Source organism: Bacillus sp. S4 (genome assembly GCF_040838205.1).
Taxonomy (GTDB): domain Bacteria; phylum Bacillota; class Bacilli; order Bacillales; family Bacillaceae_G; genus Bacillus_A; species Bacillus_A cereus_U.
In genome coordinates this window covers 1-13,199 of record NZ_JBFPJI010000081.1, presented here as the reverse complement: position 1 = coordinate 13,199, position 13,199 = coordinate 1, and the positions used below count along the sequence as shown (strand labels likewise).

Here is a 13,199-nt window from a genome sequence, read left to right as displayed (position 1 = left end):
TTATTTTTAAAAAGATTAACTTACAGAATAAGAGAACCCCATATAGAAGTTCTCTTGTTTCATATCACTTTCGCTTCTTAAAAATACCTTTCACAAAACTTTCTTTATGATCCGTGTACTTCTTTATCCCGACTGAATGCTTCTTAGCATAATCTAATTTTAAATTTTTGTACTCTACTTTCGCTTCCTCATTGGCATTCAAATAATCTCTGAAGAAGATTAAATTATTCCAAATCCCTTTTTCATACTCTACTAAATGGATATAATGTGTGCGTTTTTGAAAAGTAGAATCAGTAAACTTTGCAAAGATAATTTCACCAGGTCGTTCCACCTTTAATCGTAAAAATCCTATAGATTTAAAATCATCTGTAATACGCTTTTCTACTGCATTTAAATCATCTACAGCTACTAATATGTCTATAACTGGCTTGGATACCATACCTTCAATAGCCGTACTACCAATGTGCTCAATACGATTCGCCTCTATATGCGCATTTTCTTTTATTTCATGTTTCACTTTAGAAAACTCTTTTTTCCACTCATCTGTATAGTTCACTAACTTAATTTCTTCACCCGTTATTCCTAAGTCCATACCCCTTTTCCCCCTAATTTATTTCGAGCTTTTCACATAACTAATCGCTTGGCTCCCCATTTGTACCCACGCCTTTTCAAAATCCTCTCTCGATACACTGACATTCGGGCGTTCATTAAGTGGATCTTGAATATAGACAGACTCCTTATCGTATCCAACAAGTACGACACAATGTTCATTATAAGTAATAGAAACATCCCCACTATTTGTTTCCCATATAGTAAATTCATCCTCATCTAATGGGGCATATGTTGCATTCGTAATCATGACTACCGGTTGCCCATTATTTACACTCTTATAAATTTCTTCTATACTGTTTCCTGTTAAATCCACAGCGTTATTAGGTAAATATTTTTTTGCTAATTGAAAAAGTGGTCCATGATATACACCATATCCCGATTCAGAAAACGTATAAATGTTCCCTACAAATCCTTCATTCGGATTCCCGCGTACACCATCTTCTATAAAGTTAACTTTTTTTATTTCATTTGCTAATTTCATCTTATCTACAGACACACCCGCATATTGTAACATCATCGCTAAACTTGTTACTTCGCAGCCTCTCTCTAGCTCTGGTAACTGCTGAATTAAGGGCACATTTGATAACATGACTGTTTCATCGTTATTACTAAACTCTATTCGTTTTTGACTTTGTATACTTGATAATAGTAACCCCTTTACTTTCTCCACATACGTTGTAATCCCATTTGTATATGCCCACCATATTCCTATACATAGTACGGTAATACATATATACCACTTCCATTTTCGTATCACTCTCACGCCCTTTTTAATTCGTTAAATACGAATAAAACGCATCTGCATCTGTTTGAATCATTGGTATAAATTTTAGTTCGTTTCCTTTTTCAGGTTGTTCTCGTTTTATTTTTTCCGCTAGCTCTTGAATGCCCATATTCGTTCTATCCATATTAAGCTCCTCTGCTATCTCTATTACCTTTTGCTCATTTATTTCTCTTAATACTTGATATATATCTTTGCCATATAAATCAATATGATATTTTTTTGCTTCTTCCTGTACTTTTTGTTCGTACACTTCTTGTGCTAACCCTTCCATCTCTTTTCCTTGTTGAGCAATACCTAGCTTTTCTGCTTCTTCTCTAACTTTCGTGCCGTAGATTTCTTCCTCAATTTCTTCTATTTCTTTTCCTTCAGTTGAAACACCAAGCTTTTCTGCTTCATTATTAATTTTAATCTTATTAATTTGATCAATTAAACTTACAATCGACGTATTCTCTATAGATATTCCTAGTTTCAACGCTTCTTGCCTCACTTTTGTTTCATAAATTTCTTCTGAAAGAATTCCAACATCTTTTCCTTCTGCCGAGATACCTAATTGATCAGCTTCTCTTCCTACTTCCGTCTCATGAATTTCTTTTTCTAACGTAATTTGTTCTTTCCCATCCGTTTCAATGCCTAACTTTTCCGCTTTTTCTTCCGTATGCATTGCATGTATTTTTCCATCATTTAATTGTTCTTTACTACGCTGCGTGTAATCTGTCTTTCCTTTTGTCATTCCAGAAGGAGAGGCACCCCCTAATATACTTAAACTCATTACTCCAATAGTAAATACCGTCATCATTTTCTTTTTCAAGACTTCTTCCTCCCTCGCACGCTTTCTTTTTCCAGCTTTCCCATAATTTTTTTTATACTATACATAAACTTCCTCTCTGTTAGAAATAACCTTTTGATTTATCCAGTTCATTCAAAAAACCTTACAGCTTTTCTTTCTATCACAAGTTTCCATTATGTAATACATGCTACAAGTTATTCCTTAACTTTCCCTTAAAAAAGACGACCTTGTAAAAACAAGGTCGTCTTCTCACTTATAATCTTTGATTTTTTGGGAAAATCACTTCAAAACAAGTTCCTTCTCCCCATTTGCTCTCTACCGATATTTTCCCATAATGCTTTTCTACAATCCAATTAGCGATTGAAAGACCTAATCCCGCTCCTTCTGATGGACTTCTCGCTTTATCTCCTTGATAAAAACGATCAAATAACTTTGGAATATCCCCTTCTTTAACTCCTATCCCGTTATCTTTCACTTGTATGCGAATTGAACTACTCGTTTGCATACAATTAATTTGAATATGTCCACCTTCATTCGTATACTTCATCGCATTATCTAGCAATATGACCATCAATTGATGGATTCTCTCTCTATCGCCAATAAACGATATGTCACGTTCTACTTTTAATATCATCGCTTTTTCTTGATAAGAAGCAATTTCTTTATATGGATCTACTATTTCTTCTAACAATTTACCCATCTCAAATGTTTTCTTATCCATCTCGATTTGATTAGAATCCGAACGTGCTAACAATAATAAATTAGCTACGAGCTTCGATAACCGTCTACACTCCTTTGAAATCGTAGAAATATCCATCGCTTTTTCTTCTATCGTCGCAGATGGTGACTGGAATAATATATCTGTTTTTGATTGAATAACCGCAAGTGGTGTCCTTAATTCATGTGATGCATCAGAAACGAACTGCTGCTGTTTCTCCCATGAATTTTGAATGGGTACAAGTGCCCTCCCAGCTAAGAAAAAGCCGATTCCTATTGCACATACACTCCCTACACTACAACCTATAACAAGAATTAAAAATAAAGTATTTAGCATTTCTTCTTCAGCTGTTATATCGCGTACGATTTGAACTATTTTTCCATCTTTTTGAAACGCGAACGTTCTAAAATATAGCCCTTGCACTTCAATATCTTGCAAAGATCCTAATTTTTTTGGAGAAAACTTTTCCAAATTGTCTTCAAAGATAAAACGGCGTTTGCCGTTTTCGCCACCTATCTCCACTCTGTTTCCACTCCAAGTTAACTCTACTATCCTCGGATCCCCAATTGGAAAATATCCCCTTATTTTTTTGGGTAGTTTTTTATCATCTGAAATCTCTCTATGCTGAACCATTTTTTCTATGGATGTATCTACTTCATTATAAATGCGCTTATATGTGTATGAATAAATAATACTCCCTAATACTCCTATTAATAGGATAAATACTAATGAGTTTACTATAGTCAGACGAATACGTGTTTTTTGAAACATACTTCCCTTTTTCATTGTTCTTTTAATATATATCCAATACCACGAACAGTTTGAATATCTTTCTGATAACCGAATGGCTCTAATTTTTTACGTAAGTGATGAACATACACTTCTACGATAGCTACTGTTGTATCTGAATCAAATCCCCAAACACGATCAAAAATTTGTTCACGCATTAAAATTTTACCGCTATTTTGAATGAGGTACTCTAGAAGTTCATACTGTTTTAAGGTCAACTTAATTGCTTGCCCATCGACTTGCGCGCCTTTGTCTTTTCCAAACAATTCGATTCCTTTATAACGAATTGTCTGCTTTGTTGTTAAACTACCACTTCGTCTTAATAGAGCACGAATTCTCGCTTTTAGTTCCGGTGCTTGAAACGGCTTAACGAGATAATCATCCCCGCCAAAATCTAAGCCTTTAACTCGATCCTCCAAAGAATCTTTCGCTGTTAAAAATAAAACTGGCGTTTCAATCTTTTCATCTCGTATTTTTTGGATAACTTCAAACCCATCCATTTCTGGCATCATGACATCAAGTAATATCGCATCATATATATTTTGTAATGCTAAAAATAAACCATCTTCCCCATTCATTGCCGTATCCACTTCAAATTCATCACATAAAATTTGTACTATGGACTCCAATAAAGAAGCATTATCTTCTACTACAAGTAAGCGCATCGGCCTTTCTCACCTTCCACAATATATTTCAATTCTCTTTTTCTCTTATTATTACATCACTTCTCATAATAGCGACAGAAAGCAGTCACATTATACATTGGCTTTTTTAATTATTTACATCTAATAGTTTGGATTGGATATACTTTTGAAGATTTATTATAAAGTCCATTTCTTAACTTTGCCTTAATAAAAGAAAGCCGCATCCCTCTTATGGATACGGCTTTCTTTTATTTTTGACTCGTACGAGCTGAAATACTACTCGCTCTATTTGTTGCTTTATCTAATACTCATTTACTTACAGTTACCCTATAGGTTGCTGTTGCATAACTTCATTCGCTCCAGCTACCCTCAACATATTCGCAATATCTTTAAAACCTCTTTTTTCAGCATGTTGCAATGGCGTATTCCCTTCATTGTTAGCCATATTTACATCCGCTCCATGCTCAATAAGCATTTGAATTACCCTTTTATGGCTGTCACTACCATTTCCTAACACAATCGTTTCTAATAATGCTGTCCCACCACGATTATTTTTATAATTCACATCAATATCCGTATGTTCTAATAATTCTTTTACGACCTCTACATGACCACGCTCTGATGCAGAAATTAATGCTGTTCCACCCGACCTAGTAGTTTCTTTCGTATTAGCACCTGCATTAATTAGTAGTTTTACGATGTCTGTATAGCCCTCTCTGCTAGCATAAAGAAATGGATTGCTTTGTTTTTCATCTTGGATTTCAATATCGGCTCCTGCATCAATTAACGCTTTAACTGTCTCTATATGATTTTGATACACCGCTGCCAAGATAGGTGTTTCTCCATTATCGCCCTCTACGTTTATATTTGCCCCGTCCTTTATTAATTTCATAGTCGTTTCTGTATCACCTAGGGTCGCAGAAAGCAATAATTGCTTATCCATTAAATTTATACCAGTCTCTTCTTTATCTTTTTCCTTTTCTTTATGCTTTTCTTGCTTTTTTTCGTTTTTCACGTGAACCGGTTTCGATTCAGGTTCTTCTTGCTTATCACAAGCCACTACCATCATTAAAAGTCCTAATAATGTACATAATAAAATTTTTTGTTTTCTCACAACTACAGCTCCTATGAAAGATAATGTTTTCTTAACCATTCCTCCATCACATGCAATAACTCTTCTTCAATAGATTTATCCATAAGTACCTTATATTCCTTCTTCAATTGTCATAGTATACTTATGCTCATGTTTTCTCAACATATAATTCATGTTTGGAATGATATGCCACCCAGCTCCATCATTAATATTATGGAGCAATTAGTTTAGCATGTTTCAGCGATACTTGTACATCTTTGTTACCCTTAATTCCCCTAAAGATGTCACTATTTTATATTGTAACTGTTCTTCTAACCATTTTACACCTTTTATCTTTCTATTTGCATCTCACTAACAATAGAAAAAGACAACCTTGGGGTGGTTGTCCTTACTCTAGCTACTTTTTCGTATTAATGAGAATGTCCTCCGCTATTCCCATTTTTCGGTTTCCCCATCATCTCTTTATTCATTTCCCACTTATGCTCTGATAATTCTTTGTCGGAAAGGACCTTCCCCTTATATTTAGATACAAAACTTTCCGCATCTTTTTTATCTTTAAACGAGATCACGTTATAAGCCATAGGTGTTGTTATTGTTTTATCATATACATAAGTTGCGTCCTGTAATAGAACCCAATCTTTCGTATTATAGTCTCGTACAAACTTTTCTTTCGTCTTCTCATTTTTATTGTTATCCATCCATTTATACATACAGCCAATATCATCAAACTTTAAGGCTTTTCCATTATCTAAAATAATTTCTGTTGCGAATTGATTATCCATTACCCCTATTTGACAAATATCACACTTATCATTTTTTTCATCAACCGCAATAGCTTCTATGTCCTTTTTCCCACATCCTACTATTGTAAATACGAAGCATAAACATATAACAAGCACAGCATACTTTACTCTCATCCCTATTTCCTCCCCATTAATGACAATACATTACTCCTAAAAATTTATTCATTGTACTCAACTAGGAGAATATCAAAAAGTTGTGTGAGATTTGTGAAAAAACATTGTTCTTTTTGTAATATATGGAACAAAAAAGAGATGTGCAGTTATTTCTACACATCTCTCATCATTCACAACCAGTAATTAACAAATCATCTTCTATCTTAACTAATAATGTATCCGCACTAATTTCCTGTCCAACTTCTACATTTACTAATCTTATATTTCCACTGATCCCAACCCCAATTTTTTCAAGCTCACCATCATGCTTTCGGATCATCATTAATTTTTCCCATTCATATACGTAAGAGGATTCATTAATAAAAATCTCTTCTACTATTCCTGTACATGAACTATAAATTTCTTCTATTCTTGTTTCCATTCAAAATCTACTCCCTACTTCACGCGCTTCTCTTTTTCACCTTATTCTACCATTCTTGTACGAAAGCATTTATCTTTTTAAAAATTCAAAATTACCTCGTGAACAAAATGATCAAAATAAAGATTATGTTTCTAATGATGTTATTTCTTTAATTATTTACCATTCGAATTGAACCTTTTATTATAAATAAAAAACCTTTTATCTGAATTTTCGTTTTATATTGAAAGCGCAATCATTTTTTTGAGGGGGAGATTACATGGTAGCATTACTTGGATTTGCAATGGTATTTGTCTTTATGTTTTTGATTATGACTAAACGTATGTCAGCATTAGTAGCATTAATATTAATTCCAATTATTTTCGCATTAATTGGTGGATTTTATGCAAATATGGGGCCTATGATGTTAGACGGTATTAAAAAGTTAGCACCTACTGGTATTATGCTTATGTTCGCCATTTTATATTTTGGGATTATGATTGATAGCGGTTTATTTGATCCTGTCATTAGTAAAATTTTGAAATTTGTAAAAGGTGATCCTTTAAAAATTGTTGTTGGTACGGCTATCCTTACTATTATCGTTTCATTAGATGGGGACGGAACAACAACATATATGATTACAGTTTCCGCAATGTATCCACTATATAAACGTCTTGGGATGAATCCACTTATATTAGCTGGGGTTGTTATGTTAGGAGCAGGTGTGACAAATCTTACACCTTGGGGTGGACCAACAGCTCGGGTTATGAGTGCTCTTGGACTTGATGCATCAGAACTCTTCACACCACTTATACCAGGAATGATTGCTGGTGCAATTTGGGTAGTTTTCGTTGCCTACTATCTTGGAAAAAAAGAAAGAAAACGTTTAGGAATTATGGATGTGCAATACTTAAAACACATGCAAACAATGGATGAGCAAGCTGCGACAGTTGAAGCTGAAATACATAAACGCCCGAAACTGCTATGGATTAACTTTTTATTAACTGCTTCCCTCCTCGTCTGTCTCATACTAGAAGTTATGCCGTTACCTGTTTTATTTACAGTCGCTTTTGCTATTGCTGTTATGATTAACTACCCTAACTTAGAACAACAAAAAGAGCGTATTGCGTCTCACGCTGGAAACGTATTAGCGGTTGTTTCTCTCGTCTTTGCTGCTGGAATTTTCACAGGTATTCTATCTGGAACAAAAATGGTAGATGCGATGGCTCAAAGTGTTGTTACTCTTATACCAGATGCACTTGGCCCCCAGCTTCCAATTATTACAGCTTTACTAAGTATGCCGTTCACATTTTTCATGTCTAATGATGCTTTTTACTTCGGTGTATTACCTATTTTAACGAAAGCTGCTACAGCTTACGGAATTAGTGCAGCAGAAATGGGACGTGCTTCGTTACTCGGTCAACCTGTTCACTTACTGAGTCCCCTCGTTGCTTCCACTTATTTATTAGTCGGTATGGCAAAGGTTGATTTTGGTGAACACCAACGATTTACTTTACTTTGGGCTGTTGGAACGACAATGGTTATGTTGATTACTGGAATTGCAATTGGAATTATTCCAATATAAGATGAAACTAGAAAAAACAGTAGAGGAAATGTAATCCTCTACTGTTTTTATTGTTGTGAAAGTCCCCTATGAAGAAACGCGGAAATACCTTCTTTCTGGCCTCCCCACACTTCCATATATAAGCTCTGCATGCACTTTCTTTCCAGAGATCAAATACTCTAAATAGCGCCTCGAAGTTGATCGGCTTACACCTACCATTGAACTTAGCATCTCTGCAGTAATTCCCTCCTCATTAACAGTTAACATATGCTTTTTTATTTTTGCTAACGTTAAAGGATCGATTCCTTTTGGTGCATATTCTATTTGATTTGCCTGCACCCCTCTTTGGGACCATAGATGTTCAATCTGTTCTGAAGATAATTGAGCATTTTTCTTTAACTTCGTAATCTTCTTTTGATAACTTTCTAAACTTGTTTTAAACCGATCAAATGTAAGTGGCTTTACGATATAATCTGTTACTCCGCCTCGTAAAGCATGCCGCACTACATCCGTCTCTGATGCGGCTGTAATCATAATAATATCTGTATCATGCAAATTATGCCTAATATATGTGACGAGTTCAGTCCCTTGCATGTCAGGTAAATATACATCTAATAAAACGAGTTGCGGCTTTACAAACTCTAACCATTCCTTCGCCTGTTCCCCAGTCGTTGCTGTTCCAATTACTTTAAACCCCTCAATTTTTTCAGTAAAACGACGATGAATTTCCGCAATCCGAATATCATCTTCTACAATCAATACTTCAATCCCCTCATTCATTACAATTCGCCTCTCTCTTTCGGTAATGCAATGATAAATAAAGCACCACCTAAATCCCCTTTTTCAATCGCAATACTTCCATTTAAATCTTCCACTAACTCTTTCACTTTTGCTAACCCATATCCACGTTTTTCGCCCGCTTTCGTCGAAAAGCCTTTATAAAATATGCTTGTAATTATTTCATCATGAACACCTTGTCCTGAATCTTCCACTTCAATTAATATTTCTTCTCCAATGTCTGTTACAAACATTCTTACTTTCTTATCATGCTCGTGATTTCTTTCAATTGCTTCAAATGCATTCGTGATCAAATTCCCTAAAATAGAAACAACGTAATTACTCTCAATATGCGGACTTAACTTTTCTAAACTACTTTCCCGATCTAACATAAAATCAATCTTCAACTCTCGCGCCCTATTATAAAATCCAATTAAAATCCCGCCTAACCACGGATTTTGAATTCGTTTCATAATAAATTGAACGAATTCTTGATATACTGCTGTTTCCTTATGAATAAGCTCTAAAGCATCTTCATACGACTCTAATTGGATAAGACCTGAAAGCGTATATAATAAATTATTATATTCATGCGTTTGTGCCCGCAATGCCTCTGTATATTGCCGCGTTTGAGACAATTCTGCTGTTAATTGATCCATTTCAGATTTCAGGCGTAAGCTGGATACTACACCAGTTACTTTATGATTAACTTTAATAGGTAGACGATTGGCAATAACATCCTGTCCCTTTATATTTAATTGGCGATCAAATTGTTCTTCTCCGGTTTGAAGTACATCCAGTATCGATGAATTAGGAATAACATCTAAAATAAATTCTCCCATTATATTTTGTTGTTTATCTAAAGAAAGGATATCGTATGCCGCTTGATTGACTAAACTAACCATTCCATTTTTATCGATTACTACAATCCCTTCACGTACAGATTGAATAACTGTACTATGCTCCTCGTATAAAGATGAAATTTCTTCTGGCTCCATTCCAAACATCATCCGCTTAATACTTTTTGCTAAATATACAGAGCCAATTATCCCAATTAACAGACCTGTTATTGTAATCCAAAACACACGCTTTCCATACACGTCTATCGCTCCATGAATATCGTCCATTGAAAAACCAACAGATACTACACCAATAATTTCATTATCCTGATTACGAATTGGGACTTTTCCGCGTAATGAAGGTCCTAATGATCCTGTTGCTTCCGAAACGTAAGCTTTCCCTTCTAATAGGACCCCTTTATTATCTCCGCCCACCATAGCTTCTCCTATTTTCTCTCGCTTAGGATGTGCATAACGAATACCATCTTTATTTCCAACTACAATAAAGTCAGCATCTGTTTCGATTCGAATTTTTTCTGCAATTGGCTGAATAATAGAAGCTGGATTTTCTTTTTGAAAAGCTTCCCCGATTTCCGGTATAGCAGCAACTGTTTTCGCAACATGCAACGCCCTTTTTCCAATTTGCTCTTCTACTGTTTCAGATAATATATAGTAAAATAAATAACTCGTTAACAGCAGTACAACAAGAATAAGTGTACTAATAGTTAATGTAATTCTCGGTTGTAGTTTCAATTTCTTCAATTTCAAAATCATTCCCCTAACATTACTGAAGATATAATTAAAAGAATATACAGACTTTTCGACTTAATCATACCACATTTATTTCTTTACTTTTATATCATTATTCACTACTCTGCCTTAGTGTTAGCAGAGAGTCCTATAAACACACAAAAGCCCCTCTAGTATCTATTTACTAGAGGGGCTTTTCACCTTACTATTCCTTATCTTTCTCTACTTCTTTTTTCTCATCTTCTACTACAGATACGACAGGTTTATCGTTTGATAGTTGCTGTACTGCACCTTTTCCAGCAAATCCTTCTAGTAATTCTTTTAAATCAATACCAGAAGAAGCTTTTAGCGTTTCTTGCATCGTTGCCATTAAATCAGTCGCATAACCTGCAACTTTTCCGGCGCCGCTATTCTTTCCACCGCCGCCTGTATCGACAACTGTAATTTTATCAATATTGCTAAGTGGGCTTGCAATTTCTTTCGCATAGCTTGGAAGCATTTTAAGAACCATATCCATAATCGCGGCTTGCCCATATAATTCAAATGCTTCTGCAATTTTTTGTTTCGCTTCTGCTTCTGCTAAACCTTTTAACCTAATAACATCTGCTTCCGCTGTACCTTGTGCCTTTTGTACTTCTGCCTTTGCCTGACCTTGTGCTTTTTCAATTTCTGCTTTTGCTAAACCTTCTACACGAACTTCTTCTGCACGTGCTCTTGCTTCTGCTTCAATTTTATATTGATCCGCATCTGCTTTTTTCATTTGTTTTACTTTTTCCGCTTCAGCTGATTGTTCAACAGCATAGCGATCTGCATCTGCCTTTTTCTTTACTTCTGCATCGTATTGCTTTTCACGACGCGCAATCTCTTTTTCTTCTAACTCAATTTGCTTTTCACGCTCAATGATTTTAACTCGCATTTGCTCTTCTGTAACACCTTGTTGTGCTTTCGCTTGTTGTAATTCATAGGAAAGATCTGCATCTGCGCGAGCTTGTTCTTGATCTCTCTTATAAGATTGTACTTTTAATTCTTTATGTTTTTCAGCTTCAGCGATTTGTGCATCACGTTGATATTCTGCTTCTTTTGCTTCTTTCTCAGCACGAGCTTTTTCAATTCTCGCCTCTTTTTCACGCTCTGCATTTGCAACTGTTGCATCACGCTTAACCATTGCAATTTGCGGCTGACCAAGTGCATCTAAGTAACCGTTTTTATCCATTATTTCTTTAATTGTAAAGGAAACGATGCGAAGTCCCATCTTCTTCAAATCAGTCGAAGCTACTTCATGCACCTTTTGTGCGAATTGCTCTCTATTACTATAAGCATCTTCTACTGTCATAGAAGATAAAATAGCACGTAGATGCCCTTCTAAAACTTCTTTTGCTTCTACTTTTAACTCTTCCGTTTCTTTTCCTAAATATTGTTCAGCTGCTGTAGAAACTTCTTCAATTGTCGATCCTACTTTAATAATAGAAACACCGTTTACTGTAATCGGTACACCTTGTTTCGTATACGTATCACGTGTTCCAACTTCTAATTTGTAGTTTAATAAGCTAAGAAGTTCTGCTCGTTGCATAATTGGCACAACGAAAGTACCACCACCGCGGATAATCTTAATCTTCTTTCCATCATCAGTGGTAACAACATTCTTTCCACTACCAAGCCAGTTCCCTGTTACAATTAATGCTTCATCTGGACCAACTGTACGATACTTCGTAATGAATACTAAAATGAGTAGAAGTAAAATTGCGAGTAAAACTCCACCGATAATTAATGGAATCGTCATGTAAATTCCCCCTTATAATTTTGGTTTTTTTAAAGAATAAGCGATGTTTTGTACAAGCAAAACACCATCTTGAACTCCCTCGATAATAACTTCCGTTCCTTGTGAAATATCTTTCTTTCCAATTGTTTTAGCTGGGATTGCATTACTTCCAAATTTAGAGGAGATTAATACTTCACCAAATCCTTCTGTAGGAATTGTCGTAATGACTTCTCCCTTGCAACCAATGAATTCATCCATACGTTGCACCGTGTTTTGTTCTGCTTCTGCAATTGGTTTTAAAATTAATATTTTCATTATGAAAACACCGATGAAAGATATAGCAAATGAACCAGCAAAAATAATAGTACTATTAAAGGAAAATAAATATTCTCCTATATAACTAAGTCCACATAACATGGCGAAGAAACTAAGTAGTAAAGTAACAACGGATACAGATCCGCCCCCAAAACTAAATATTGATTCAAATATATCTCCAAAGAAAATATAAATAACAGTGAGTATAGTAGCAATAATAAATCCATATAAATAAATTATTTCAAGTGGATAACCAAACAAGACCATTTCTTATCCCCCTTTCTTAAACAATCCCTTTTTTGTTATGTGTATGCCTCACCTCTTTCAAAGATTATTAATCCTAATTTTCAGTTATTTAATTTTTAAAGAAAAACCTGTAAGACAGGTCTCTAAAAAAGAACAGGAGAAACCTATTGTGACAGGCTCCTCCTAGAAAATAACCGATATATTATAT

Annotated in this window: 13 protein-coding genes; 1 reads left to right on the top strand and 12 read right to left on the bottom strand. The window is 35.0% G+C overall.

From position 1 onward, the window contains the following. Nucleotides 1-64: 64 nt before the first annotated feature. The 8 genes from AB3X48_RS10880 to AB3X48_RS10845 form a co-directional block, all read right to left on the bottom strand. Nucleotides 65-592 carry a GrpB family protein gene (locus AB3X48_RS10880; protein ID WP_016103490.1) on the bottom strand — a complete coding sequence of 176 codons (528 nt, stop codon included), beginning with the start codon at nucleotides 590-592 and terminating at the stop codon, nucleotides 65-67. Between the two features lie 18 nt (nucleotides 593-610). Continuing rightward, nucleotides 611-1,339, bottom strand: a complete 729-nt coding sequence (locus tag AB3X48_RS10875) for a C39 family peptidase (protein ID WP_033714583.1) — start codon at nucleotides 1,337-1,339, stop codon at nucleotides 611-613. Nucleotides 1,340-1,382: 43 nt separating this feature from the next. Further along, the gene (locus AB3X48_RS10870; RefSeq protein WP_016103488.1) at nucleotides 1,383-2,204 is read right to left on the bottom strand and encodes a hypothetical protein; all 822 of its coding nucleotides are present in this window, start codon (nucleotides 2,202-2,204) and stop codon (nucleotides 1,383-1,385) included. A gap of 232 nt (nucleotides 2,205-2,436) precedes the next feature. Beyond that, nucleotides 2,437-3,672, bottom strand: a complete 1,236-nt coding sequence (locus AB3X48_RS10865; RefSeq protein ID WP_016103487.1) for a sensor histidine kinase — start codon at nucleotides 3,670-3,672, stop codon at nucleotides 2,437-2,439. Between the two features lie 11 nt (nucleotides 3,673-3,683). Next, nucleotides 3,684-4,355: a response regulator transcription factor gene (locus AB3X48_RS10860; RefSeq protein WP_016103486.1), complete on the bottom strand. Its 672-nt coding sequence runs from the start codon at nucleotides 4,353-4,355 to the stop codon at nucleotides 3,684-3,686. Between the two features lie 301 nt (nucleotides 4,356-4,656). Further along, entirely contained in the window at nucleotides 4,657-5,487 is an 831-nt protein-coding gene (locus tag AB3X48_RS10855; protein ID WP_106408170.1) for an ankyrin repeat domain-containing protein, read from the bottom strand. A 350-nt stretch (nucleotides 5,488-5,837) separates the two neighbouring features. Continuing rightward, entirely contained in the window at nucleotides 5,838-6,344 is a 507-nt protein-coding gene (locus AB3X48_RS10850; protein ID WP_016103484.1) for a nitrous oxide reductase accessory protein NosL, read from the bottom strand. Between the two features lie 166 nt (nucleotides 6,345-6,510). After that, the gene (locus AB3X48_RS10845; protein WP_002159358.1) at nucleotides 6,511-6,765 is read right to left on the bottom strand and encodes a hypothetical protein; all 255 of its coding nucleotides are present in this window, start codon (nucleotides 6,763-6,765) and stop codon (nucleotides 6,511-6,513) included. Between the two features lie 256 nt (nucleotides 6,766-7,021). On the opposite strand from AB3X48_RS10845, the gene AB3X48_RS10840 reads away from it, so the two are divergent. Further along, the gene (locus tag AB3X48_RS10840) at nucleotides 7,022-8,326 is read left to right on the top strand and encodes a CitMHS family transporter (protein WP_088098686.1); all 1,305 of its coding nucleotides are present in this window, start codon (nucleotides 7,022-7,024) and stop codon (nucleotides 8,324-8,326) included. 66 nt (nucleotides 8,327-8,392) lie between these two features. Here AB3X48_RS10840 and AB3X48_RS10835 read toward each other — a convergent pair whose 3' ends face one another. The 4 genes from AB3X48_RS10835 to AB3X48_RS10820 form a co-directional block, all read right to left on the bottom strand. Then, nucleotides 8,393-9,085, bottom strand: coding sequence for a response regulator (locus tag AB3X48_RS10835; protein WP_002113922.1), 693 nt, complete (start codon nucleotides 9,083-9,085; stop codon nucleotides 8,393-8,395). Beyond that, complete coding sequence (locus AB3X48_RS10830) at nucleotides 9,085-10,695, bottom strand: ATP-binding protein (protein ID WP_033714565.1); 1,611 nt, start codon at nucleotides 10,693-10,695, stop codon at nucleotides 9,085-9,087. The genes AB3X48_RS10835 and AB3X48_RS10830 overlap by 1 nt, the downstream gene beginning before the upstream one ends. A 181-nt stretch (nucleotides 10,696-10,876) precedes the next feature. Continuing rightward, nucleotides 10,877-12,451, bottom strand: coding sequence for a flotillin lipid rafts scaffold protein FloT (floT, locus tag AB3X48_RS10825; protein ID WP_016103481.1), 1,575 nt, complete (start codon nucleotides 12,449-12,451; stop codon nucleotides 10,877-10,879). A gap of 12 nt (nucleotides 12,452-12,463) precedes the next feature. After that, a complete protein-coding gene (locus AB3X48_RS10820) occupies nucleotides 12,464-13,012 on the bottom strand; it encodes an NfeD family protein (RefSeq protein WP_016103480.1) in 549 nt (182 codons plus the stop codon). Between the last annotated feature and the right edge of the window lie 187 nt (nucleotides 13,013-13,199).

Coding starts and splice junctions, on each gene's coding strand:
- AB3X48_RS10880 (WP_016103490.1), bottom strand. CDS start 592: ATGGACTTAGGAATAACGGGTGAAGAAATTAAGTTAGTGAACTATACA.
- AB3X48_RS10865 (WP_016103487.1), bottom strand. CDS start 3,672: ATGTTTCAAAAAACACGTATTCGTCTGACTATAGTAAACTCATTAGTA.
- AB3X48_RS10860 (WP_016103486.1), bottom strand. CDS start 4,355: ATGCGCTTACTTGTAGTAGAAGATAATGCTTCTTTATTGGAGTCCATA.
- AB3X48_RS10855 (WP_106408170.1), bottom strand. CDS start 5,487: ATGGTTAAGAAAACATTATCTTTCATAGGAGCTGTAGTTGTGAGAAAA.
- AB3X48_RS10850 (WP_016103484.1), bottom strand. CDS start 6,344: ATGAGAGTAAAGTATGCTGTGCTTGTTATATGTTTATGCTTCGTATTT.
- AB3X48_RS10845 (WP_002159358.1), bottom strand. CDS start 6,765: ATGGAAACAAGAATAGAAGAAATTTATAGTTCATGTACAGGAATAGTA.
- AB3X48_RS10840 (WP_088098686.1), top strand. CDS start 7,022: ATGGTAGCATTACTTGGATTTGCAATGGTATTTGTCTTTATGTTTTTG.
- AB3X48_RS10835 (WP_002113922.1), bottom strand. CDS start 9,085: ATGAATGAGGGGATTGAAGTATTGATTGTAGAAGATGATATTCGGATT.
- AB3X48_RS10830 (WP_033714565.1), bottom strand. CDS start 10,695: ATGATTTTGAAATTGAAGAAATTGAAACTACAACCGAGAATTACATTA.
- floT (WP_016103481.1), bottom strand. CDS start 12,451: ATGACGATTCCATTAATTATCGGTGGAGTTTTACTCGCAATTTTACTT.
- AB3X48_RS10820 (WP_016103480.1), bottom strand. CDS start 13,012: ATGGTCTTGTTTGGTTATCCACTTGAAATAATTTATTTATATGGATTT.